Below are 22,655 nucleotides of genomic sequence, written 5' to 3'. Positions count from 1 at the left end.
TCGGCCGGATCTCCCGCACGGGAGCTCCGGCCCTTTTTCTGCGGACTTTTTCTGCGGACTTTTTCTGCGGACTTTTTCTGCCGAGCTTGCCGGTGCCGCCGCGGCTGCGCGCTTGCGCGGCTTACCGTGTATGCTGGCCGTGACGTCTTCCTGCTTGCCTTGCCTGCTACACGGTCTTGTCCAGCCACACCGATCCCGCCGTCTCCCGCCACGCCCCGCGTGAACCCCGCTCGCCAGGACCGGTGGCCAAGGTGCGCGCGCATGCCGGCGCGCACGTGCGCGCGCTGACGCGCAGCAATTCCGGCCTCTCCCTCGACTATGACAACCCGCCCGGCGACCCCGGCCTGTTCGGCCCCGACGCCGTCTGCTGGCGCGTGCATGCGGACTTCCCGGCGATGCTCGCCGGCGGCGTCAGCGCGCTGCTGCTGCAGGCGCTGCATCCGCTGGCGCTGGCCGGCGTGTGGGACCATTCCAGCTTCCGCACCGACATGCAGGGCCGGCTCGGCCGCACCGCGCAGTTCATCGCCGGCACCACCTACGGCAGCCACGACGACGCCATGGCGCTGATCGCGCGCGTGCGGCGCATCCATGCCGGCGTCACCGGCGTGGCGCCGGACGGGCGGCCCTATGCGGCGACGGATCCGGCGCTGCTGACGTGGGTGCATGTGGCCGAGGTGTCGAGCTTCATGGCGGGCTACCTGCGCTACGTCGGGCCGCTGGGCGAGGCCGAGCAGGACCGCTATTACGACGAGGTCGCGCGCATTGCGCTATTGCTCGGCGCGGCCGACGTACCGCGCTCGCGCGCGGCGGTGGCTGCCTACCTGGAAGCGATGCGGCCCCAGCTGCAGGCCAGCGAGCGCACCCGTGAAGTGGTGCGGCTGGTGCGCAAGATGCCGGTGGCAAATCCCATGCTGCAGCCGGCGGTGCGGATCATGGCCGATGCCGGCATAGCCTTGCTGCCACCGTGGGCGCGGCAGCAGCTCGACCTCGACGGGCTTTCGCTGAGGCGTTCCGCCACGCGGGCCGGCATGCGCGTACTTGCCCCGGCGTTGCGCTGGGCGCTGGGCGCGGGGCTGGCCGCGCGCGCGCGGCGGCGCGTGGCGCGCGGCCCCGATGTCGGCGAAGCTGCGGGCTAAGAGATCACAGCGCTGCCTTCATTTCGTTCACTCTGCGGTCGCTGCCACGCTGCCGGTGCTGCCGCGCAGCACCTTCTCCGGCAGCCGCGCCACCAGGAACGGCGCCAGCAGCGAGACCCCCGCGCTCATCAGGAACAGCAGCCGGAAGGCGTGCTCGGCGCCCTGGCGCACCGCCGCGGCATCACCGCCGTCCTGCGTGCCCGCCATGACGCGCTGGAACAAGTGCATCAGCACGTCTTCGCCGCCGCCCAGGTCGCTGACCGTCATGCCGCCATGCCGCAGCAGCGCGATCAGCACCGTGGTCAGCACCGCCACGCCGACCGCGCCGCCGAGCATGCGCGAGAACGCCGTCAGCGCAGTGGCGACCCCAACGTGCTGCAGCGGCACGGCGTTCTGCGTTGCCACCAGCCCGCTGGGCAGCTGCAGGCCAATTGCAAACCCGAGCACCACCATCACCAGTGCGCACAGCCAGACCGCGCGCGGATCGACAAACGCCAGCGCCACGATTGCCAGCGGCGCCACCAGCGCACCGGCCATCTGCAGCGGCTTGTAGCGCCCGCTCCACGACATCAGCCGGCCCGCCGCGAACGCGCCGAACGGGATCGCCAGCGTCAGCGGCACCAGCCGCAACGCGGCCGCATCGGCCTGCGCGCCACCCACCACCTGGAAGCGCAGCGGCAGCAGCACCGACATGGCGATCAGCTGGAAGAAGCACAGGAACAGCGTGATGCAGCAGATCGCCACGGTGGGCACGCGCAGCATCGCCAGCGGGATCACGGGATCGGCCGCGCGGCGCTCCTGCCAGATGAAGAGCGCCAGGCACGCGAGGCCTGCCACCAGCATCGCCAGCGTATCGGGCCGCGACGGCGACTGACCCTGCCCTAGGCGCGTCAGGAACACCAGCACGCCGCTCAGCCCCGCGCCAAACAGCAGCGCGCCCAGGTAGTCGATGCGATGGCGGCGCCCGCCCGCGGGCAGGTGGCGCAGCGCGCGCCGCACGGTGACCAGCGCCAGCAGCGCCAGCGGCAGGTTGATCCAGAAAATCCAGCGCCATGACAGGAAGTGCGCCAGGTAGCCGCCGATCACCGGTCCGGCCATGCTGGCCACCGCCCACACGCCGCTGACATAGCCCTGGTAGCGGCCGCGCTCGCGCAGCGGCACCACGTCGGCGATAGTCGCCTGCGACACCGACAGCAGCCCGCCGCCGCCCAGGCCCTGCAGGATGCGCGCAAGGATCAGCTGCGGCATCGTCTGCGCCAGCGCGCAGGCGGCAGAAGCCAGCAGGAACAGCACGATGGCGAAGGACAGCACGGAGCGCCGGCCGAGCAGGTCGGAGAGCTTGCCGTAGATCGGCGTGGTGACGGTCGAAGCCACCAGGTAGGCGGAGATCACCCACGCCATGTTGTCGAAGCCGTTGAGCTGCAGCGCGATCTCGGGCAGCACCACGGCGACGATCGACTGCTCCAGCGCGCCCAGCAGGATCGCCAGCATCAGCCCGAAGATCACCTGCATGACGGGCACCGGAGGTGTGGGCGCGCCGGTGTTGTGCTGGCCGGTGGGTGGGGTCGTCGAGGCAGGGGCGCCAGCGGCAGGAGCAGCGGCCGCGTGCGAAGGCGGCTGGGAGGGAACGGCGGTCATGGGCACCTGCGGCGGCAGGATCGCGGCAAGGACGCGCGGCGGCGCCGCGCGGTGACCGGTCCTGCTCTTGTTGCGGAGTCAAGGAGAGCGGCTATTGTAGGCGCTTCCCGCCGCCGGTGCTTGCCGTGCCCGGGCGCGCCGGCTCAGCTCAGAACGTCTCCCAGTCGCCGCCATCGGCCATGGCCGGCTGCGCTGCGCGGCGTGTCGCGGCCGGCAGCACTGGCTCCCGGCGGCGGTGGGTGACGGCCGGGCGCGCGCGGGTCGGCACGGCCGGTGTGCGTGCCGGCAGCACCGACTTCTGCGGCTTGCGCTCGATCGGGGCGCGCACCGCCGCGGGCACCGCGGGCTGGCGCGGGGCCGCGGCAGGGGCGCGGGGTGGGCGCGGCGGCGTGGGCGCGGCGGTGGGCTTGAGGGCTTGCGCGGTGTTGGCGGATCCGTTGGCGGGCGCCGTGGCGCGCGCCGGTTCGGCGTGCCGCTTCGCAGTGGCCCTGGCGCGTGGGGCAACGGGGGTAGCGGCCGCTGTGGGCGTGGCACGGGGTGCACGCGGTGCCAACCGGGCGGCCGGCGCGGCCGGCGCGAGTGCGGCAGGCATCACCGCCTTAATAGTTGCCTCAGTAGCCGGCTTAGTAGCCGGCGCCGCCTGTGCCTCCACTTCGAACCGCCCCACTTCCGATACCAGCCCGTCGGCCTGGTGCAGCAGGCTCTGCGCCGCCGCGGCGGCCTGCTCGACCAGTGCCGCGTTCTGCTGCGTCACGCCTTCCATCTGTGTCACCGCCAGGCTGACCTGCTCGATACCGATGGTCTGCTCGGTGCTGGCCGCCGAGATCTCGCCGATGATATGCGTCACGCGCCCGACGGCGCCGACGATATCGTCCATGGTGCGGCCGGCCTGCTCGGCCTGGCGCGCCCCTTCCTGCACCTGCTGCACCGAACCGCCGATCAGGCCGGCAATCTGCTTGGCGGCCGCCGAGGAACGCTGCGCCAGGCTGCGCACCTCCGCCGCCACCACGGCGAAGCCGCGCCCCTGCTCGCCCGCGCGCGCGGCTTCCACCGCGGCGTTGAGCGCCAGGATATTGGTCTGGAAGGCAATGCTCTCGATCACCCCGGTGATCTCGGCCACCTGCGATGACGACCGGGAGATGGTCTCCATGGTCTGCACCATCTCGCGCACGGCACGGCCGCCCTCGGAAGCGACCTCCGAGGCATTGAGCGCCAGCTGGCTGGCCTGGCGCGCGTTGTCGGCGTTCTGGCGCACGGTCGAGGTCAGTTGCTCCATCGACGCCGCGGTCTGCTGCAGCGACGCCGCCTGCTGGCCGGTGCGCACCGACAGGTCGGCATTGCCGCGCGAGATCTCGCGCGTGGCGCCCTCGATCGAGCCCGAGGCGCGCTGGATCCCCTGCACCAGGCCCGACAGGTGGCGGAAGGCGCGTTCCAGCGCCGCGAGCATGCGACCGGTCTCGTCGCGGCTACGCACCGCCACGCGGTAACGCAGGTTGCCCGTGGCCAGCGCCTCGGCGGCCCGCAGCGCCTGCCGCACCGGGCGCGTCACCGAACGCGTAATCGTCAGCCCCAGCAACGCTGCCAGCGCCACCGCGGCGGCCGCCATGCCCAGCAGCATGTTGCGGGCCCAGGCGTAGCGCGCGTCCGATTCCTTGACCGCCGAGACTGCGCCGGCCCGCCCCATCGCCACGATGCCATCGAGCTGCTCGAAATACGGCCCCTGCGCCGCCGGCAGCGTCACCGCCAGCGCCGCCCGCGCCCCGGCAAATTCACCGGCGCCGACCTGCCGCAGCACCATGTCGAGCTGGCCGTCATACGCATGCCGCGCCGCCTCCAGCTCGGCAAAGCGCTTCTGCAGGTCCGGTCGGCCGGAAGCCTCCATCACCTTGCCCATTGCCGCCAGCGTTTCCTGCATCGACTTGCGCAGCGCCTGGATGCGCCCGGCATTCTGCGCCGCCATGGCGGGGTCTTCGGTCAGCGTGGCGTCGCGCACCATGATGCCGACCTCCTGCGCGTCTTCCTTGACCCGGTTCAGGTCCAGCACCTTCAGCAGGCGGCCCTCCACGGTCATGCGCATCGCCTCGTTCATGCCGCCCAGGGCATAGACGCCCGACAAGGCGATGCCCACCAGCAGCACCACCACCACCGAAAAGGCCAGGGACAGCCGGACCCCGATGCCAATGTTGCGAAACCATGCCATCACTACGCTCCCTTCTGAACCGAAGAACTGAATGTTTTGTGTCCGTACGAGCGCGGTCCTGCCGGGGCCGGACGACGGCAATACGGCAGCGCAGTCGCCCTATCGGCGGTCAGCGCACAGTTCTTGAAGGGAAATGAGAATTAGAGGCAAAAACCCACGCAATTCGGTGGATTGCCTGTCCGCAAGGTGGCTTTTAATCACGCTGGGCATCCCGAACGGTCGGTTAATTCATCGACCACAGCGCCACAGAGCGCGACCCAAATGACGTAGGCACCAAAAAAAGAAGCCCACGCGCGGGGTGCTCGTAGGCTTTCCAGGACTACAAGAGCTCGAAACCAAGCTCTTGCCAAGAATATAAACGCGCTTACATGAGGTGTAAATCCCGTTTCTATCAGGGAAATCCCTTATGCCGTTATGAGGTTTTTCGGGCACTTTTGATGTTTTTGGCCCTGACGTCACTTCGGGGCGAATTTTTTTGTTTTTTCAGTTTTTCCTCCAGCTCCGGCCCCATAGGGCTGGCGGACCGGCCGGTACAAGGCCATTGTGCAGTCGCACAAAGTTGCTACAATACCACAGCACCGAGCGCAACAAATTTTGTAGAGCAAAGGCTCTAGGCCCAGCGCGGCACTCTGCCCGTCAACTCTTGTAAAACTTTGTTACTCTCGGCGCTGAAGTATTCCCCTTCTCTTCTGGCAGCGCCCACCGCCGGCATGTGCGCGACGCCCGGGGGCCCGAGCGCGAGGCCAACCGGCGCCGCAGCGCTGACGACCCGACCCGAGGCCGGTTCCGAGAGCGGAAGTTTCCCCTGCCGCCCTGGCCGCGCCGCCCACCCAGCCGCCTGCCAACGGATCGTCATCAGCCGCCAGAACCCTTGCGGGCTCTTCCGGAGTCGTTGTGAAGAAGAAGGAAATCCGGCCCAAGCACCCCAGCCGAAAAGAACTGCAGTACCAGCACCTCGCCGTCCATTCCGCCAGCCGCGCGCCGGTGGTCGTCCATCTGTCCAACGGCACACGGCTGCAGGGAATCGTGCTGGCGGCGGACAGCTACATGGTCCTGCTCGGACGGCGGCTGGACGATCCGCAGCCCACGCTCGTCTACAAGCAGGCGATTTGCCTGGTGACGCCGCTGGACACGCCGGTGGTCGGGATCGACCCGGCAATCGCGGCGGAATTCGTGCCTATCTATATACCGCGTACGCGCAAGCGGCGCTGATTCAAGCCACCCCCACCCTTCCCGCCCGCTGCGCCTACAACGCGGGCGCGGCACCTTGCGTCACGTCAATCTCTCCCGAAACTATCGCGGAGATCACTCTAAATCTTTGTCTTGCCCGGTCGATAACCCAAGCAACGGAGGCACTCTACGCCCTGCAAAGCAGGCCGCCAACGTTACGGCACTAGCCGGAATGCCCAAAACTTTGCATATAGGAGTCGTACCATGGCGCAAGTCATTAACACCAATTCGTTGTCTCTGATGACTCAGAACAACATGAACGCTTCGCAATCGTCGCTGAACACGGCGATTCAGCGTCTGTCGTCGGGCCTGCGCATCAACAGCGCCAAGGACGACGCAGCTGGCCTGGCCATTGCGAACCGCTTCACCTCGAACATCAACGGCCTGACGCAAGCTCAGCGCAACGCCAACGACGGTATCTCGCTGGCTCAGACGACCGAAGGCGCGCTGGCCGAAGTGACCAACAACCTGCAACGTATCCGTACGCTGTCGGTGCAAGCCGCCACCGGCTCGAACTCGGCTTCCGACCTGAAGTCGATCCAGGATGAAATCGGCCAGCGCATGTCGGAAATCGACCGCCTGTCGCAACAGACCGACTTCAACGGCGTGAAGGTGCTGTCGTCGAGCGCCAAGGCCGTGAACATCCAGGTTGGCGCCAACGACGGCCAGACCATCGCGGTCAACCTGCAAGAGATCAGCACCAAGACGCTGAACCTGCAAAGCTTCAACGTGAACGGCCCGCAAGCCACCGCAGGCGCTTCGTTCAACGGCACGGCCTCGATGACCGTGGCCGGCGCCGCCGTCGCTGCCGACTACCAGAAGGCCTACGGCGCGACCACCGCCGTTTCGCTCAACACGGTCGCGGAAAAGACTCCCAACACGCTGGCCACCACCCTGGGCATCGCAGGCGGCAGCGTCTCCATCGGCGCCAACGCCGTGGTCGACAAGAACGGCAACTGGTTTGCTGAAGTCCGGATCACCCCGGCTTCGGCCGCAGAGGCCCAGGCCCTGAAGAACCAAGGCATGTCGGGCGCCGTCAGCGGCACTGCAATGTACGCCTACGTGGCCGTGGACCCGGCTTCCGCCGACACAACGTCCACCGCCGGTACCGCCAAGTTCAGCCTCGACACCAGCAAGCTGACCGCCGCCAACCTGACGGCGGGCGCATCGGCCAACCCGCTGGCTACCCTGGACACCGCCCTGCAAAAGGTGGACGACCTGAAGAGCTCGCTGGGTTCGATCCAGAACCGCCTGGACTCGACCATCGCCAACCTGGGCACGACCATCACCAACCTGTCGTCGTCGCGCTCGCGCATCCAGGATGCTGACTACGCAACGGAAGTGTCGAACATGACCCGCGCCAACATCCTGCAACAAGCTGGCACCTCGGTCCTGGCCCAGGCCAACCAGACCACGCAAGGCGTGCTGTCGCTGCTGCGTTAATTGACTGACGCGTAGCAACGGAGCCGGGCTTCGTGCCCGGCTTCGGCATGGAGTGTTTCCCCAGGACTGCGGTCCTGGGAAAACATTTCAGGAACCCACCGAGTCGAGCCGACCATGGCTACTGCCGCTACCACTCCGACCATGCCGCTTTCCATGCTGGCGGTCCAGCCCACCGAGCAGCCGGACCGCCGGGTGACCGGCGTGCCCGCCGGAGCGGCAGCATCCGCCAAGCCGGGCAACGGCGCAAAGGGCGGCGAACAGCCATCGCCCTCGCTCGATGCGGCGCTCGCGCGCCTGACCGAGGCGCTGCGCACCGCCTCGGTCAGCGTCCAGTTTGAAATCGACAACACCGGCCACCGCGTCATCACCAAGGTGATGGACAAGGCCAGCGGCGAAGTGATCCGGCAGATTCCCACCGAAGAACTGGTGCGGATCTCCGATGCCATGTCGCAGTTGCAGGGCCTGTTCGTGAACCAGACCGCCTGAGCGCCCGCGAGAGCCAGGATTTGAAGTAGCACACTGGAGTAGAAGAATGGCAACAATCTCTAACCTCGGCGTTGGTTCCGGCCTGGACCTGGGCGCACTGCTCGACCAACTAACCGCAGCCGAACAGGTACCGCTGACGGTCATCAAGCAGAAGCAGTCCAGCTACAACACCAAGCTGTCGGCCTATGGCCAGCTGCAGAGCATGCTGGCGGCATTCCAGGGCGCGGCCAACCAGTTGTCAAAGCCAAGCTTCTTCAACGCAGCGACGGCCACCTCCAGCAATACCAGTGTCCTGACCGCCACCGGCAGCAATACCGCGGCCGCCGGCACCTATTCGGTCAACGTCACCGCGCTGGCCCAGGCCCAGTCGCTGGTGGGTGCGGGCCAGGCCAAGCAGGACGCGGCCATCGGCACGGGCACGATCCATATCGATTTCGGTGCCATCACCGGCGGCACGCTCGACAGCAATCCCGCCAGCCCGACCTACGGCAAGTACAGCGGGGCGACCTTCACCGCCAACTCGGGCTCGACCGGCTTCGACATCACGATCGACAGCAGCAACAACACCCTGCAAGGCATCCGCGACGCCATCAACAAGGCCAATGCCGGCGTCACCGCCAGCATCATCAACGATGGTTCCGGCACGCCTTACCGCCTGGTCCTGAACTCGAACAATACCGGCGCGACCAACAGCATGCGCATTTCGGTCGCGTCGGGTGACGGCACCAGCGCGCTGTCCGACCTGGTGGCCAACGACCCCGCGGGCGCGCAGAACCTGCAGCAGACCGTCACCGCCCAGAATGCGACGCTGACCGTCAACAACATCGCCATCCAGAGCGCCAGCAACCAGGTCAGCGGCGCGGTCCAGGGCGTGACGCTGTCGCTGGCGCAGACGGGCACCAGCAACGTCACGGTCCAGCGCGACAATGCGGCGGTGCAGAACGGTGTGCAGGCCTTTGTCACCGCATACAACAACCTGCAGAAGGCTGCCGCCAACCTGTCGGCCTATGACCCCGCCACGAAGACCGGTTCGCCTCTCACCGGGGATGGGGTGCTTCGCGTCATCCAGAACCAGATCCGCGGCGTACTCAACGCGCCGCAGCCGGGCAGCGGGTCGAACGCCATCACCGCACTGGCACAGGTTGGCGTGACGTTCCAGGTCGATGGCACGATGGCCCTGGATACCACCAAACTGACCAAGACAATGGCCGACAATCCGGGCGGCGTTGCGGCATTGTTCGGCAATGACGACGGCAAGAGCGGGTATGGCAACCAACTGAGTACGACCATCACGGCGCTGACCAGCAGCAAGGGTGCCCTGACGGCTGCCACCGATGGCATCAACCGCAGCCTGAAGGACCTGAGCGACCAGTACAGCGCGACCGAACTGCGCGTCAACGCCACCATCGAGAACTACCGTACGCAGTTCACCCAGCTGGACATGATCATGGCCAAGATGAAAAACACCAGCAATTACCTGACGCAGCAGTTCAATGCCCTGAACAACTCGTCAAGCAGCAAGTAATACTGCACGCCTTTACCGGGAGCCTATCGCCATGTTCGCGCGCAATGCCATCAATGCCTATTCCCAGGTCGGAATCCAGACCGGGGCCATGAGCGCCAGCCCCCACCGGCTGATCGTCATGCTGTTTGACGGCGCGCGCGCTGCCATCGCCAAGGCCAGGTTCCACATGGAGGCGGGAGATATCCCGGCTAAAGGCAACGCAATTTCAAAGGCGATCGACATCATCGTCAATGGCCTCAATGCAGTGCTCGACCATGAAGCTGGCGGCGAGATCGCCGGCGACCTGGAAGCACTCTATGACTACATGGTCCGGCGCCTGATGCAGGCTAACCTGCGCAACGACGCGGCACTGCTGACCGAGGTCGACGGCCTGCTTGGCAACCTCGCCTCCGCCTGGGCCGAGATCGGCGAACAACCGCAAGCCGTGGCGCCTGCGCCGTTGGCAGCCGTGGAGAACTGAAATGCATCCGTTTCAAATGAGTGTTTCGGACGCGGTCATCCGCGGCTACGAGGAATTGCTGCTCATCTCCGAGCAGATGCTGGAAGCCGCACGCGCCGGCAACTGGGATGCGATGAGCGAACTGCAGCAAGTCTATGTCGGGGAAGTCGACCAGCTGCGTGCCCTTGGGCCGCACCCGGCGCCATCGGCAGCAGAACGTTCCCGCCGCTATCAACTGCTCGAGCGCATCCTTGCACACGACGCGGCGATTCGCCAGATTGTCATGCCACAGATGTCGCAGCTGGAAGCCCTGCTGGGCAGCACGCGGCGCCAGCGAGAGCTCGGCCAGGCTTACGGCGTCTCGACCTGATCCATAGCGCGGCCGCGGCAGGCGCATGCGCCGCCGCTGCGCCCGCTTGCCGGTAGCACCGCTGCCAGGTCGCCGACAGCCGACCGAGCCATCGCGACCGCGATTCCCCCACTTCCCGGCTTGCACCATGACCGGCCTGCTTCTGCCACCAGACGCCACACCGACCCCGCGTCCCGATACGCAGACGCTACGGCCGACGCTGTCGGTCAACAAGCTTGCCGCATTGCTGCCGTCGCCCGACGTCACCCAGACGAACGCGCGCAACCCCGGCGAAGCCGGCAATGCAGCAATCCAGGCACGCCAGGCGCAGGACGTCGGCGCTGCTGCCCACATCGGCAACCGCCCCGCCGCCCTCACGTCGACCCGCGAAACCCTGAGCTTTGCCGCGCGCGCCATCCTTGACCTGCTGGGCAGAACGGAAGGTGGCGCCGCGCGCGCGTCAGCAACGCTGATGCCGGCGCCGCCGGGGCCGGCCATGGCCAGCGCGTTACCCGCCGCGCTAGCCGGGCTGGTGGAGCATAGCGGCCTGTTCTACGAATCGCATCTGGCTGCCTGGACAAATGGCGCGCGCACGCTGGCGCAAGTCCGGCAAGATCCACAGGCCACATTGGGCCAGCCGGCACAGGACGGCGCGCAGAATGCCGGGCCGGTGCGTCCGGTTGCGCTGCTGCCTGCGCCGGCAGCCGGGACCGTAGCCACGGCCAGCCATGCCACCGGGTACGTTGCTGCCGATGCCTCCATCAGCCCGGCCGACCTTCTCGCACAAGCCCTCGCCCAACGGGCTGGATCGCACAACCTCCAGGGCGACCTGCCTCAAGGCCAGCCATCGGCACCCCGTGATGGGGCCACGCTGGCAAACCCAACGCCCGCGGACCCGGCACCATCGGCATCGCGTAGCCCGATGCCGGCCCCGCACACCGGCACGGGCCCTGCGGCAACGCCACAGCAAGGCGCACAGCGCTACGAGGCCATGGCGCGCGCGGCCGACGCGCCGACACCCGCCGCCCGCGTGCTGCAATCTGCAAGCGACAGCCAGGGCAGCCAGCCAGTCAGCGCGGCACCCGCCGGCCCCGCCGTGCATCCCGGCGCCGAAGGACTGGTCCGCCAGCAACTCGAACTGCTGGCCTCGCAGCAATTTCGCTGGGTAGGCGAGGCATGGCCGGGCACCCATATGGCGTGGGAGATCGCTCGCGAGCCCGTTGAACCTGACGATCAGGGCAGGGGCGGCACCCAGGGCCAGACCTGGTCGACGCGCGTCTTGCTGGAGTTGCCGGAACTTGGGACGATTGAAGCACGGCTTTCCCTGTCGCCAGGGGGGCTGGCAGCGCGGCTGGTTGCAGGCGAGTCCAATGTTGCCAGCCGTTTCGACGATGCCCGCGGCAAGCTGCAGGAACGCCTGACGGCCAGTGGCATTGCGCTGCTGGAATTCACGGCCAGAACCGGTACACCCAGACGGCCGGGAGGTGCCCCATGAACGGCGGCGAGCTGCCGCGCGGCGCGGCCGTGGCGCTGAGCTACGACCACAAGGACAGTGCCCCGCGGGTGGTGGCCAAGGGATATGGTGTCGTCGCGGAGTCGATCATTGACCGCGCCAGGGAGGCCGGGGTCTACGTGCATGATTCGCCGGCGCTGGTAAACCTGTTGATGCAGGTCGACATGGACTCGCACATTCCGCCGCAGCTGTACGTGGCGGTGGCGGAGCTGCTGGCCTGGCTCTACCAGCTGGAGCAGGACAAGGCAAACGACACCGGATTCCAGCCAGTCTCCTGAGCACAGGCGACTGCCCGGTGCGATTGCCGGACACATTTGCCAGATCCTATGCCTCGGTCCTCAAGGGCGTGGCGGCCAGCATGCCCCGCACCGCCCCCGCGGCAACGCGCGCCACATCCCTCGCGTTGAAGGTCGAGCCCGGAGGTTGATGCCCCTCGCCACGCTCGCAACTGCCCCTTCCGAACAAAGCCTCGGCGATGCAACTCACACAGGCGCTGCGGCGCTGAACGCGATTAGCTCGGCCCGCTACTCCGGGACGGGCGACGGCGTTCAAGCCGCATGAAACGGCATGCAGGTCAGGCCTGTTGTCTTCGCGCCACCGGGCCCGCTTCGCACATCAAGAAGATGCTGGCACAGAGATCGGGATACTGCTGCCCAAGCTGGTAGCACCCCTCCAGGTATTCATTGGAGATGATGTCCGTCGCCAGCAACCGGTCCCATTGAAAGTTCGCCAGCGCCTTGAAGAAGATGCCGGAGCGATGCACCACTTTCAGTCCGGCCGCTGCAGCATCGCGTTCCAGCGTGTCGAGCGCATATGTGCGCCTATGCCCGTGCTCGGCCTCGGCCGGTGTCACGGCGGCATTGTGGGAAATCAAGCCCATTTTGACGGCGATCTGCCTGGAAGGCGCGTGGGCATTCGGGCACACCAGGAAGAGCCTGCCGTTCTCCCTCAACCATTCATCATTGATGCGTGCCAGCACACACACGGGGTCGTCCAGGTGCTCCAGCACGTGGGTCATGACGATGTTGTCGTAGCGCTTCGGCAAGGCCGCAGTCTCGAATAACGAGTTGACGAACTTCACGCTGCCGCCCAACCTCTTCCGGGCCTCCTCGATGGCGACGTCTGACGCCTCGACGCAGGTGATGTCATCGAAATATGGCAGCAGTCGGCTGGTGAACTCGCCCGTGTAGCTCCCGAGTTCCAGCAGGCTTCCCTTGTTCAGGAACGGTTCGAACGACCTCACCATGTACGGATGCAGCACATCCAGGTCGAAGCCATAGACATATTTCTCATGCCTGGCATTCTTTGAGTCATCCAGTTCGTTGTTGTAGTTTCGTCCTGCAGTCATTCATTCTTCCTGTCTGTATTCAGATTTCACGGGTGGAGCGGTCGCGTGTCCTTTTCCGTTACTCGTCCAACACCGCAAGACCGAACCCGAGTCGGCCGAATTCATTGCCGTTGTAGAGCATGTAGACCTTCCCATCCAGGTGGAAGGTATGCGGATAGCATTGCATCTGCGAATCCCAGCCATCTTCGGACACATCGATCCCTGCCTGGCTGTCGTCGCGCTCCCAATTGACCAGGTCCTTGGAAAAGGCATAGCCGAGCCTGTATGCGCTATCGCTCTGCTTCCTGAAACCATGTGCCTGCCTGTAGCAAAAGTACATGTGGTAGGTGCCGTTCAGTTGAAAAACTGTCGGCAATGCCTGGCATTCATCGGCGTTCAGCTTGTCGGCAATGATCGGCCGGCCGTCCCGATGCCAATTAATTCCATCGGTGGACCATGCATGCGCGATTTTGTAAACCCGATCGGGTGGGTCTGTGTCCGAGAACTGCTTCCACTGAGTTCCGTAGATGTACCACATGTGATAGAGGCCTTCGCGCACCATCACGAATGCGTCGCCGATCAGAAATGGCTCGTGCAGCGAAGCAGAGAGCACCGGGCCCTTTCCGTGCTTTTGAAAAGTGAGGCCGTTGTCGTTGCTGATGGCCAGACCGATCGAGGCGTCCGCGGAAACCGATACTTTCCTGTTCCAGCCCGTCGTATAGGCCAGAATCCTGTCTCCGTCCCTCACCACATGGACCGGAAATATCCCGTGCTCGTCAAAGCACCCCAGCTCACCCAATGCAATGACCGTGTGGCGCGAGACGTCGAGGACGTTTTGCATGGTCTTGTCGAAATCGACAAAGGCGATGTGGCTCAGGTACTTTCCAACGCTGTCGCGCTCCCTGGCCGAGAAATACACACGCACGCGGTCATTCATGACCAGTGCTTGCGGCGACTGCGCGAATCCGAAGCAATCATTCGGAAGCGCGTGCTCGGTGGGGTCGAAGATCTTTCCCAGCTTGGACCACTTCATAGCGCGGCCCACTTCTGACAGCTGGCCAGTCTCGCCAGACCGATACCCGATCGCCCCATCTCGTTGCCCTGGTACAGCATGTAAGTCTCGCCATCCAGTTCGAACACGTGCGGGTAGTTCACCATTTCCGAATCCCAGCCGCTTTCGGAGACATGCATTCCGGCAACCTCGTCTTGTCTGGTCCAGTTGACCATGTCGAGCGACGAGGCGTAGCCGATGCGGTAGCCGCCTTCCTTGCCCTTGTAGTTGTGGCTGTGGCGATAGGAGAAAAACATGTGGTATTTCCCGTCGCGGAAGATCACGTCGGGACAAGCCTGGCATTCATGCGCGCCCAGCACGTCTTCGATCAGGTCGCAACCCCGCTTGGTCCAGTTGATTCCGTCATTGGAAGACGCCATGCGAATCTTGTAGACAGGCTCTGGCCTGTCGCTGGTCTTCAGCCATTCCTTCCCGGCCACGTACCACAAGTGCCATCTGCCATCGAATTTTCTGATCCTAGGGCTGCCCAGCAGGAATGGCTCGTCCGGGCTGTAGGGAAGAACAGGACCCGGCCCTATTCGGGCGAACGTATGGCCATTGTCCCGGCTCGTCGCGACCCCGATGGTGCCATTGAACGGGACAGACTCGCAGCGGGTCCAGCCAGCGTAGTACACCCGCACTTCTTCCCCGTCGCGGATCACCGAGATCGGGTTGGTGCCGAATTCATCGAATGCTCCGCAGGCTCCAAGCCCCAGGATCGGCGCATCGCAGACATCAAGAATCCTGAGCAGATCGGTTCTGTCGAGATCGATATAGGACAGGAAGCTCCGGTACTGGCCATCCGGCGTCGGCGCCTGGCGAGAGCAGAAATACACCCTCACGAAGTTCTCGTACACCAGCACTGACGGAGATTGCGCGAATTCTTTCATCCAGCTTTCGCCCTGCAAATCTCGCGGATCGAACAACTTGCCTAGTTTTTCCCACTCGAGCATAGTTTGATTCCCTGAAATTTCGAGCCCCATTGCATCAACGAAGCAGGCACTCGATGCCATCCACATCGAAGACAGGGATGCCCAATTTCGTCTTGACCGCGTGGCGGTCGAACCAATAGTTGTCGATGAAGATCGCTCCCGCCGGATCAATGAACGTCGACTTGTCTTCGGATTCCGAGATCTGGATGATTTCCTCGAACACATGCTCGGAGATACCGCAGGCGCGCAGCGTCTCCCTGATGTCGTATCGATGCTTGGTGAGCAGTACCATCTGGATCCCGCGGTTCCGGCACTGGTATAGAAACGCCATCGCAAGCTCATGGACGCGCCGTCCGACCACCAACGTTTCGTCGAAGTCGATGTACACGCGGCGAAAGCTCAGGTCGGCCTTGAATCGGTTGCGCAGGGATCGGTCCAGTTGGACCGCGTAGTCGTTCTGCAGAATCGCGACAGGCACCCCGAGTGCATTGAAGAGAGTGAGCAACGCGAAGTTCACGCCCTTGTGCCTGAACAAGCCCATGGTGCTCGACTGGCGCGGCGCGAATTCCATAAGCTTGAATCTTCCGTCGCGATCCTTCTTGACCTGGAAGAACCAGGCACCATCCAGAGCCACCGTCTCGTTGATGCACTGGGCAATCCGCTTGATTTCGTCGGTGGCTTCGACCGCGGTGGATCGGAACGAGATGCCCATCTGAATCCGTTCCCGGGTCCTCGGGCCGATGAACAAGAGTCTTCCATCATGGGTGGTGAAACAATCGACGCTGAGTTCTTCGCCCGGGAGAAACTCCGTCACCAGCAGCCCAGGATCCTTCTTCAGATAGAAGTCCAGGTCCTCCTGGGTTTCTGCCACATGGGTGCCTTTTCCGCCCTGCCCGTCATTCGGCTTCAGGAACACCGGGAAGCGCATGTCGCGATAGGGCTGCGCGAACACCTCCGGACAGAAATCGAATGACCGGAACAGCTCGTAGGTGTCCCGCTTCATTCGTGCGATGCGATTTGTCTCGGCGCACGAGGTCAACACCCGGGCATTGATCCCGGCCTGATGGGCAGCCAGAAAATTCGCGATGGTGTCGTGTGTCGGATAGACGAAGTCGATTTCCAGCGTGTCGAGCAACCGGTTGAAGCGTTCGATGAAATCAGGCTGATCGACGTAGAGATCGTCCTCCACGTAGTGGTCGGGCTCGTAGATGAACGAAGCGTGGTCGCTCTTGCCGGAAGCACCAAAGATTTCCACATGGTGGCTGTACTTCAGCGAGCTATGAATCTCCAGCCCTATTTCCGAGCCGGCCGGAAATATCAGCACCCGATGTTTTTTCGCGATGTCCATGACGCGATCAGACGGCGTCCGTGAGGCTCAATTCCGCCAGGATGCCGCACGACAGTTCGGGATAGTCGATGGCGGCCTGGCAAAGCGCATCGATGATCGGCTCGTCCAGATTCAACGAGATCATCTGCCGCGTGGTCAACGGCTTCAGATAGATGCCCTCCATGCGCTTGATGGCATAGCCCGCTTCGAGGATGTCGTCGCGCAGGGAATCCACCGTGTAGTAGCGCTTGTGTCCGAGGAGAAAATCATGCTCGGACAGCTGCTGCATATCGGGAAGCAATCCCGCCAGGTGGCCAAGCCTGCGGTTCAGTACCTCGGCATTGGGCACGGTGACGAACATCCTGCCGCCCGGCGCCAGGAATTGCCGAAAGTGCCGCAGGATGCCGACCGGATCATCGACATGCTCCAGGATGTAGCCGAACATGATCACGTCGAATCGCTCGGACGTCTCGAATTCCTCAAAATACGATTCGGCGATTTCCACTTTCGAGTCGGGGAACTGCCGGCGAAAATTTTCGATGACTGCCGGTGACGCGTCGATGACGACATGGCGCTCGAAGTGCTGTTCGAAGACGCTCGACGTGATCCCGTGGCCAAGTCCCAGCTCGAGCAGGGAGCTCGCGCCTTCGGCAGACTGCACCACGCGTTTCGGGTACCACTTCAGCTGGATGACATTGTCGAAGTCGTAGATGTTCGAGCCTTGATAGGCTTGGACGTGATTGTCGAGGCTATTTTCCATGTTCATCTATCTGCAAATCGTCAGAATAGTTCCGTCTCTCAGATCAGCTCAAAATTCTCGACCATTTCCGAAACGACCTTTTCCCTGGGATTAAACATCATCACATCTACAATCGACAGCCAGGGAACGAATTCATTTTCGAATTGAACGTATTCGAGCGTTCTCGATTTGATGAATTTCAAATCGATGCCCTTCCTCTGGAAGGCGTCCTTCGAATACAGGTCCATGCCGCCGATGGCGTTCACATAGGTGGTGGCGCCAACCGCCCCGCACAGTGCCAGCACCTTGTCCTGGCTCTTCAGCCGGTGGTCAGCGTCGATCCCTGAAGCGATCCTGATCGCCGTCGAGATGCCCAGGTACTCGCAGGTCCTGGCGATCGAATGGTGCAGAAAGCCGAACAGGTTCGCGGCTTCATGGCGCACGATCTGTTCGACCAGCGGAAACGCCTGCGAAAAGTACGGCGCCCGACGGTATGCCCCCCTGAATTGGTTGAGCAGTTTGTCGCGATTGAAATCCACCGCCAGTTCGCGGTCGCGCACATCCAGAAAGTCGGAATCGCTTTTCAACGGCAGCGAGAACATCACGTCCTTGCCGTTCTGCAGCATGCGATTGCGGTTGATCCAGCCCTTCTTCGTGTACTTGATGTTGTCGTAGACGATGAACAGATCGGCCGATCCGATGAGCTGGAAATAGCCGATGTAGGGCATGAAGTACGGCTGCATGATGGCCACCTTCATGCAAATGCCTCGATCGGTGCTTCGATAGCTTCCTCAGGCATTGCCGCCCTCGCACCCCACGTCGCGATCAGCGCGGCGATCGCTTCGACCTGCGCGTTCTGCAGGTCAGGATAGATCGGCAGGCAAAGCACCTGCTGTGCGGCAGCGGACGCCACCGGCAAGTTGCCGGGATGGGCCGAGGGCAGGTTCCGGTACATCGGAAAGTCCGCGATCAGCGGGTAGAAGTAGCGGCGGGCGTAGATATCGTGCTCGCGCAACCTTTGGTAGAGCGCATCGCGGCTCAGCGCGTACTCCGGTTCAACTAGGATCGGGAAGTAGGCGTGATTGGCGACCCGTTCGCCGGCATCCAGAAGACAATGGATGCCCTCGGTGCCCTTGAGCAGATCGCGATAGAGCCCTGCGATCTCCGCGCGGCGCGCGAGTGCCTGGTCGATGTACTTCAGCTGCAGCAGCCCGAAGGCGGCATTGACCTCGCTCATCTTGCCGTTGATTCCGGGCGCGACCACCGTCACCTCGCCCACATGGCCGAAGTTTTTCAACCGGTCGATGCGCAGCTTGGTCTTGGCGTCGGGGCAGATGATCGCGCCGCCTTCAAAGGTGTTGAACACCTTGGTCGCGTGAAAGCTCAGGACCGAAAGATCGCCATGCCGCAGGATGCTGCCGCCGGCGTCCTGGACGCCGAAGGCGTGTGCCGCGTCATAGATGACCTTGAGGTTGTAGTTGTCGGCGATGGTCTGGATCGCCTCGACATCGCACGGGTGCCCATACACGTGGACGGGCATGATCGCGGTCGTCTGAGGCGTGATGGCCGCCTCGATTCTGGCCGGATCAAGATTGAGAGTCACAGGGTCGACGTCCGCGAACACTGGCTTGATGCCATTCCACAGCAGCGAATGCGAAGTCGCCACGAACGAATACGGCGTGGTAATGACCTCGCCTTCGATGCGCAAAGCCTGCAACGCAGTGACCAGGGCAATGGTGCCGTTCGTGAAGAGAGCCAGGTGCTGCACGCCCAGGTAGTCGCAAAGGGCCTGTTCGAGCTGATGATGAAACGGGCCGCCGTTGGTCAGCATCTTCTTGGCCCAGATCTCCTCGAGGTAGGGGATGAACTCGTCCAGCGGCGGCAGGTGGGGCTGGGTCACATAGACCGGATCTTTTCCCGATTGCGTCATGCTCGGCCTCCTTGAGCGCGACCGACTTCGAAGGATTCGGCGGACAAGCCCGCGCACCAGCGCCGCCACATCGTGCGCAGGGCACGTTCCAGTCCATCGGCGATCAGTGCGGGCTGGCCGACAGCCGATCGCGCGAAGCGATCGCGCAGCCCGGCGCGCAGTTGTGCCAGCTCGGGCAGGCGCTTTGTCCACGCCGCACCCAGCACCTCAAACGCCACGACATCCTGCGCGATGAATTCATCCAAGCCGACATGCCCGAGGACGCCGGCACCGACGCGGCCCGCCATGGTGCCACCGGCAATCGTCAGCGTTGGCACCCCCATCCACAGCGCATGCAAGCTGGTGGTCCCTCCGTTGTAGGGGAACGTGTCCAGGCACACATCGACCTGGTGGTGCAGCGACAGGTAGTGCTGCATGTCGGAGCGCGAATGGAAGTCGAGACGACTGAGTTCGATGCCCTCTGCACGGAACCAGTCGAGCAGCGCGTCGTAGCCCCCCTCGTGCGGCATGGCGCCCAGCACCATGCGCGAAGTGGGCACGGCGCGCAGCAGTTGCGACCACACGGCAACCACGTCCCGGCTCATCTTGTTCAGCCGGTTGAAGCTGCCGAAGGTCATGTGCCCCGCGCGCAATGCCGGCAGGTCGTTGACCGGGGGCGCCACTGGCGAGGGCAGAAAGGGCGCGTTCGCCGGCAAATACACGAGTTTCTCCGTGAACTGGCTGTCGAATCGTCCAGGTGGCAGCATGAAAGGATCGCCCAGGTAGTAGTCCATGGCCTCGAGGCCGGTGGTTCCTGGATAGCCCATCCAGCTTGCCTGCACCGGCGCGGGCTTGCGGGCGAAGGTCAGCAACCGGTTGTCCGCGGTATGGCCGGAGAGGTCGATCAGGATGTCGATGCCGTCGGCGCGGATCTTCTCCGCCAGTTCGGCCTCATCCATCCCCCCGACCCTGTGCCAGTGCCTCACATACCCGCGCAGGCGTTGGGTCACGTGGTCGTCCGCGACTCTCCGGGTCGAGTAGGCGTGCAGCACCAGGGAATTCCCGCCGGGCAGATGGTTGAGCACCGGCTCGAGAAAGGAGGCGATCGGATGGTTGTACAAGTCGCCTGACACGAAGCCGATCTGCAGCGTCCGCTCCGGGTCACGCGATCCGCCATGGGCACGCCAGGACGCTCGCCGCGGTGTTTCGAATTGCTCACCAAAGCGGAGATGCTCGGCGAAAAGGGACTCTGCCCCCGTCGTCGGGCAAAGGGTCAGGCTGTTCAGCAGGGCGCTGTGTGAAGTGTCCAGGTCGGGCTGGATCTGCAGGGCCCGACGGAAGCAGGCGGCGGCTTCGCCTTGCCGGCCTTGGGTAGTGAGCGATGTTCCCAGGTTGGCATGGAGGTAGCCCAGCGCCGGATTCGCCGCCAAACCACGCCGGTACGCTGCTTCGGCGTCAGCCGATCGGAACTGTTCCTGCAGCAGGATGCCCAGCTCGTTGTACCCGTCGGCCTTTGCCGGTTCGATGTCCAGCGCCTTCCGGTAGCTCGCCTCGGCATCCGCCGGCCGGCCCATGGCGCGGAGAACGCCACCCAACGCCAGGTGGGCATCGACATAGGAGGGCTCTATCTCCAACGCCCGCCGGCAATGCAACTCCGCCTCGGAAAGCCTGGCTTGCCCCCGGAGCACGACACTCAGGTTGCAATGGGCCTTGGCGTAGGCCGGGTCGATTTCCATGGCCCGGCGCATGCTGGATTCGGCCTCTTTCTTGCGCCCGACGCAAGCGAGGGTCAGGCCCAGATTGAGCTGTGCCTCGGCATCCTGCGGCAGCAGTCTCGCGGCCATCTCCATCGGCGGCAGCGCGTCCTGGGGGCTGCCTTCCACACTGGTCACGACGCTCAACATCTTCCAGGCAGCGCCGTGCTGCGGGAACCGCTGGATCAGCGAGCGAGCCAGCGCCTTGACCTCGGCATAGCGCTTCTTCCTGAGGGCCGTGTTGAGCTTGTCGAGCTCCTTAGAGCTCGGTTGCGCCTTGCCGTTCGCACGGCTCGACGCGGGCTTGGGACGCGGCGGCCGTGCCACGGCAGCAGGCGCCTGGGTGTCGCGAATCGAGCGGGCGATCTGCGCGCGAACTTCCAGCTGGCCCGCCAGTGCCTCCACGACTTCACCCTGCAAGCCGTGCTGCAGGCCCAATTCCAGTAATTCCCGTGCGGCGTCGATCTGCTCGGCCTGCATCAGCGCATCGATGTAGCCGAGCCAGTACTCGGTGTTTTCCGGCTGCGCCTCCAATGCCGTGGCGAAGTGGGGAAGCCCCTCGTTCGCCTGGCCCACGCGCACGGCCAGCCGGCCCAGACCGTAGTTCGCCTGCGCGTGCCGAGGTAGAGCTTCGAGAACGCCACGGTAGAGGGTCTCGGCGTCTGCAAGCTGCCCGGCCTGGTGATAGCTCATGGCCAGCTGCAGGGATTCGTCCAGCGCGTGCGCCAACGCCTCGAACACGAGGGTACCGTCCGCGCTGGGAGGTTGCTGCAGCACGGATTCGGCGGTGGAAGTCGACATTGAAGATCTTTCCTGATTCTTGGCGGTGTCAGCCCTGGTTCGGAGTGCAGGTGCGCCCACCAAACGGGTGCCCGAATTATCTGCAGCGGTGCGAAGAGCCAATAGCGGATCAGAAGGCAAATAACCCGTGTGATCCGGTCAGGCCCTTGGACAGGCCCTTACACCGGCATATTCATCATTTCCTGATATGCCTGCACCAGCCGGTTCCGCACCTGCACCCCCGTCTGGAACGAGATATTGGCCTTCTGCAGGTCGATCATCACGTCATTGAGCGCCACCCCCGGCTTGCCCAGCTCGAACGCCTCGGCCTGGCCGTAGGCGCGCTCCTGGGCCGCGTTGATGCGGCCCAGCGAGCGTTGCAGCTCGCTGGCGAAGCCGCCGCCGACCGGCGCTGCCGACTTGCTGGCGTCGTTGCCCGAGGCAACCTGGGACAGGCCGCGCAGTTGCTGCAGCATGCTTTCGATGGAAGAGATCGTGGTCATGTAAGGATTCAAGTCGGTCGGGAGAGCCCCATCAATCACATTCCATCAAGGGCCTGTGCGCGGTTCCCACCCAGTTTTGAGCCCTCGCAGCGTACCCGCCACCCTCCCCCCGCCATCGCCTGAATTCGGACGGAAAACCCGGTTTATTCACCGGATTGTCGGGCTCAAGTCTGGCCGATCATTGCCACCGTGCCGGAGAAGCGCGGGCAGCCGCCCAGCGTCGCTTTCCGGCCCTTGCCAGACCAACCATCGATCCGGGAGTACGCGTGTTTTCTCTGCAGCGTAATGTGAGCCGCGCCGTCAGCCGCGCCATGGGCCGTGCCGACGACCATGGCCGTCATCATCGCCCGAGCCGTCGCGAGCATCGCGGCGCC

General features: G+C 64.3%; 21 protein-coding genes. 9 read left to right on the top strand and 12 right to left on the bottom strand.

Annotated features, from left to right (window positions below):
* Nucleotides 1-176: 176 nt before the first annotated feature.
* Entirely contained in the window at nt 177-1,136 is a 960-nt protein-coding gene (locus tag LPA45_RS27030) for an oxygenase MpaB family protein (protein WP_317922893.1), read from the top strand.
* Between the two features lie 27 nt (nt 1,137-1,163).
* Here LPA45_RS27030 and LPA45_RS27025 read toward each other — a convergent pair whose 3' ends face one another.
* Both LPA45_RS27025 and LPA45_RS27020 read right to left on the bottom strand, forming a co-directional pair.
* Nucleotides 1,164-2,774 (bottom strand): MDR family MFS transporter, encoded by a 1,611-nt coding sequence (locus LPA45_RS27025; protein ID WP_376790660.1) that lies wholly within the window; start codon nt 2,772-2,774, stop codon nt 1,164-1,166.
* A gap of 148 nt (nt 2,775-2,922) precedes the next feature.
* Nucleotides 2,923-4,974, bottom strand: coding sequence for a methyl-accepting chemotaxis protein (locus tag LPA45_RS27020; RefSeq protein WP_317922894.1), 2,052 nt, complete (start codon nt 4,972-4,974; stop codon nt 2,923-2,925).
* Between the two features lie 894 nt (nt 4,975-5,868).
* Here LPA45_RS27020 and LPA45_RS27015 point away from each other — a divergent pair.
* The 8 genes from LPA45_RS27015 to LPA45_RS26980 all read left to right on the top strand — a co-directional run bounded on the left by LPA45_RS27015 (nt 5,869) and on the right by LPA45_RS26980 (nt 12,237).
* Nucleotides 5,869-6,186 carry an RNA chaperone Hfq gene (locus tag LPA45_RS27015; protein WP_317922895.1) on the top strand — a complete coding sequence of 106 codons (318 nt, stop codon included), beginning with the start codon at nt 5,869-5,871 and terminating at the stop codon, nt 6,184-6,186.
* Nucleotides 6,187-6,408: 222 nt separating this feature from the next.
* Nucleotides 6,409-7,647 carry a FliC/FljB family flagellin gene (locus tag LPA45_RS27010; protein WP_317922896.1) on the top strand — a complete coding sequence of 413 codons (1,239 nt, stop codon included), beginning with the start codon at nt 6,409-6,411 and terminating at the stop codon, nt 7,645-7,647.
* A gap of 114 nt (nt 7,648-7,761) precedes the next feature.
* Nucleotides 7,762-8,133 (top strand): flagellar protein FlaG, encoded by a 372-nt coding sequence (locus LPA45_RS27005; RefSeq protein WP_317922897.1) that lies wholly within the window; start codon nt 7,762-7,764, stop codon nt 8,131-8,133.
* Nucleotides 8,134-8,179: 46 nt separating this feature from the next.
* Nucleotides 8,180-9,658, top strand: coding sequence for a flagellar filament capping protein FliD (gene fliD, locus LPA45_RS27000; RefSeq protein WP_317922898.1), 1,479 nt, complete (start codon nt 8,180-8,182; stop codon nt 9,656-9,658).
* A 31-nt stretch (nt 9,659-9,689) separates the two neighbouring features.
* Nucleotides 9,690-10,118 carry a flagellar export chaperone FliS gene (gene fliS, locus LPA45_RS26995; protein WP_317922899.1) on the top strand — a complete coding sequence of 143 codons (429 nt, stop codon included), beginning with the start codon at nt 9,690-9,692 and terminating at the stop codon, nt 10,116-10,118.
* A 1-nt stretch (nt 10,119) separates the two neighbouring features.
* Nucleotides 10,120-10,467 (top strand): flagellar protein FliT, encoded by a 348-nt coding sequence (locus tag LPA45_RS26990; RefSeq protein ID WP_317922900.1) that lies wholly within the window; start codon nt 10,120-10,122, stop codon nt 10,465-10,467.
* 127 nt (nt 10,468-10,594) lie between these two features.
* Nucleotides 10,595-11,941, top strand: coding sequence for a flagellar hook-length control protein FliK (locus LPA45_RS26985; protein ID WP_317922901.1), 1,347 nt, complete (start codon nt 10,595-10,597; stop codon nt 11,939-11,941).
* Nucleotides 11,938-12,237, top strand: a complete 300-nt coding sequence (locus LPA45_RS26980; RefSeq protein WP_317922902.1) for an EscU/YscU/HrcU family type III secretion system export apparatus switch protein — start codon at nt 11,938-11,940, stop codon at nt 12,235-12,237. Before LPA45_RS26985 ends, LPA45_RS26980 begins: the two co-directional genes overlap by 4 nt.
* Before the next feature lie 296 nt (nt 12,238-12,533).
* Here LPA45_RS26980 and LPA45_RS26975 read toward each other — a convergent pair whose 3' ends face one another.
* From LPA45_RS26975 to LPA45_RS26930, 10 genes are all read right to left on the bottom strand, one after another.
* Entirely contained in the window at nt 12,534-13,307 is a 774-nt protein-coding gene (locus tag LPA45_RS26975) for a bifunctional 2-polyprenyl-6-hydroxyphenol methylase/3-demethylubiquinol 3-O-methyltransferase UbiG (protein ID WP_317922903.1), read from the bottom strand.
* Nucleotides 13,308-13,365: 58 nt separating this feature from the next.
* Nucleotides 13,366-14,319, bottom strand: coding sequence for a hypothetical protein (locus tag LPA45_RS26970; protein ID WP_317922904.1), 954 nt, complete (start codon nt 14,317-14,319; stop codon nt 13,366-13,368).
* On the bottom strand, nt 14,316-15,290 hold the full coding sequence (locus LPA45_RS26965; protein WP_317922905.1) for a hypothetical protein: 975 nt from the start codon (nt 15,288-15,290) through the stop codon (nt 14,316-14,318). Before LPA45_RS26965 ends, LPA45_RS26970 begins: the two co-directional genes overlap by 4 nt.
* 34 nt (nt 15,291-15,324) lie before the next feature.
* Nucleotides 15,325-16,617, bottom strand: a complete 1,293-nt coding sequence (locus LPA45_RS26960; protein ID WP_317922906.1) for an ATP-grasp domain-containing protein — start codon at nt 16,615-16,617, stop codon at nt 15,325-15,327.
* 7 nt (nt 16,618-16,624) lie between these two features.
* Nucleotides 16,625-17,356, bottom strand: coding sequence for a class I SAM-dependent methyltransferase (locus LPA45_RS26955; RefSeq protein ID WP_317922907.1), 732 nt, complete (start codon nt 17,354-17,356; stop codon nt 16,625-16,627).
* A 38-nt stretch (nt 17,357-17,394) separates the two neighbouring features.
* Nucleotides 17,395-18,093, bottom strand: a complete 699-nt coding sequence (locus LPA45_RS26950; protein ID WP_317922908.1) for a WbqC family protein — start codon at nt 18,091-18,093, stop codon at nt 17,395-17,397.
* Nucleotides 18,090-19,265 (bottom strand): DegT/DnrJ/EryC1/StrS aminotransferase family protein, encoded by a 1,176-nt coding sequence (locus LPA45_RS26945; RefSeq protein ID WP_317922909.1) that lies wholly within the window; start codon nt 19,263-19,265, stop codon nt 18,090-18,092. Before LPA45_RS26945 ends, LPA45_RS26950 begins: the two co-directional genes overlap by 4 nt.
* Complete coding sequence (locus LPA45_RS26940) at nt 19,262-21,799, bottom strand: tetratricopeptide repeat protein (RefSeq protein ID WP_317922910.1); 2,538 nt, start codon at nt 21,797-21,799, stop codon at nt 19,262-19,264. The genes LPA45_RS26945 and LPA45_RS26940 overlap by 4 nt, the downstream gene beginning before the upstream one ends.
* A gap of 158 nt (nt 21,800-21,957) precedes the next feature.
* Nucleotides 21,958-22,281 carry a flagellar hook-basal body complex protein FliE gene (gene fliE, locus LPA45_RS26935; protein WP_317922911.1) on the bottom strand — a complete coding sequence of 108 codons (324 nt, stop codon included), beginning with the start codon at nt 22,279-22,281 and terminating at the stop codon, nt 21,958-21,960.
* Nucleotides 22,282-22,445: 164 nt separating this feature from the next.
* Nucleotides 22,446-22,625: a hypothetical protein gene (locus tag LPA45_RS26930; RefSeq protein WP_147316205.1), complete on the bottom strand. Its 180-nt coding sequence runs from the start codon at nt 22,623-22,625 to the stop codon at nt 22,446-22,448.
* Nucleotides 22,626-22,655: the final 30 nt, after the last annotated feature.

The organism is Cupriavidus sp. Agwp_2, assembly GCF_040784895.1.
GTDB lineage: Bacteria > Pseudomonadota > Gammaproteobacteria > Burkholderiales > Burkholderiaceae > Cupriavidus.
The sequence above is the reverse complement of the archived record's forward strand: the minus strand, read 5'-3'. Positions and strand labels throughout refer to the sequence as shown.

Excerpts from the sequence above, each read along its gene's own strand:
- LPA45_RS27025 (WP_376790660.1), bottom strand. The coding sequence starts at position 2,774 with ATGACCGCCGTTCCCTCCCAGCCGCCTTCGCACGCGGCCGCTGCTCCT.
- LPA45_RS27020 (WP_317922894.1), bottom strand. The coding sequence starts at position 4,974 with ATGGCATGGTTTCGCAACATTGGCATCGGGGTCCGGCTGTCCCTGGCC.
- LPA45_RS27010 (WP_317922896.1), top strand. The coding sequence starts at position 6,409 with ATGGCGCAAGTCATTAACACCAATTCGTTGTCTCTGATGACTCAGAAC.
- LPA45_RS27005 (WP_317922897.1), top strand. The coding sequence starts at position 7,762 with ATGGCTACTGCCGCTACCACTCCGACCATGCCGCTTTCCATGCTGGCG.
- fliD (WP_317922898.1), top strand. The coding sequence starts at position 8,180 with ATGGCAACAATCTCTAACCTCGGCGTTGGTTCCGGCCTGGACCTGGGC.
- fliS (WP_317922899.1), top strand. The coding sequence starts at position 9,690 with ATGTTCGCGCGCAATGCCATCAATGCCTATTCCCAGGTCGGAATCCAG.
- LPA45_RS26990 (WP_317922900.1), top strand. The coding sequence starts at position 10,120 with ATGCATCCGTTTCAAATGAGTGTTTCGGACGCGGTCATCCGCGGCTAC.
- LPA45_RS26985 (WP_317922901.1), top strand. The coding sequence starts at position 10,595 with ATGACCGGCCTGCTTCTGCCACCAGACGCCACACCGACCCCGCGTCCC.
- LPA45_RS26980 (WP_317922902.1), top strand. The coding sequence starts at position 11,938 with ATGAACGGCGGCGAGCTGCCGCGCGGCGCGGCCGTGGCGCTGAGCTAC.
- LPA45_RS26975 (WP_317922903.1), bottom strand. The coding sequence starts at position 13,307 with ATGACTGCAGGACGAAACTACAACAACGAACTGGATGACTCAAAGAAT.
- LPA45_RS26970 (WP_317922904.1), bottom strand. The coding sequence starts at position 14,319 with ATGAAGTGGTCCAAGCTGGGAAAGATCTTCGACCCCACCGAGCACGCG.
- LPA45_RS26965 (WP_317922905.1), bottom strand. The coding sequence starts at position 15,290 with ATGCTCGAGTGGGAAAAACTAGGCAAGTTGTTCGATCCGCGAGATTTG.
- LPA45_RS26960 (WP_317922906.1), bottom strand. The coding sequence starts at position 16,617 with ATGGACATCGCGAAAAAACATCGGGTGCTGATATTTCCGGCCGGCTCG.
- LPA45_RS26955 (WP_317922907.1), bottom strand. The coding sequence starts at position 17,356 with ATGGAAAATAGCCTCGACAATCACGTCCAAGCCTATCAAGGCTCGAAC.
- LPA45_RS26950 (WP_317922908.1), bottom strand. The coding sequence starts at position 18,093 with ATGAAGGTGGCCATCATGCAGCCGTACTTCATGCCCTACATCGGCTAT.
- LPA45_RS26945 (WP_317922909.1), bottom strand. The coding sequence starts at position 19,265 with ATGACGCAATCGGGAAAAGATCCGGTCTATGTGACCCAGCCCCACCTG.
- LPA45_RS26940 (WP_317922910.1), bottom strand. The coding sequence starts at position 21,799 with ATGTCGACTTCCACCGCCGAATCCGTGCTGCAGCAACCTCCCAGCGCG.
- fliE (WP_317922911.1), bottom strand. The coding sequence starts at position 22,281 with ATGACCACGATCTCTTCCATCGAAAGCATGCTGCAGCAACTGCGCGGC.
- LPA45_RS26930 (WP_147316205.1), bottom strand. The coding sequence starts at position 22,625 with ATGATGACGGCCATGGTCGTCGGCACGGCCCATGGCGCGGCTGACGGC.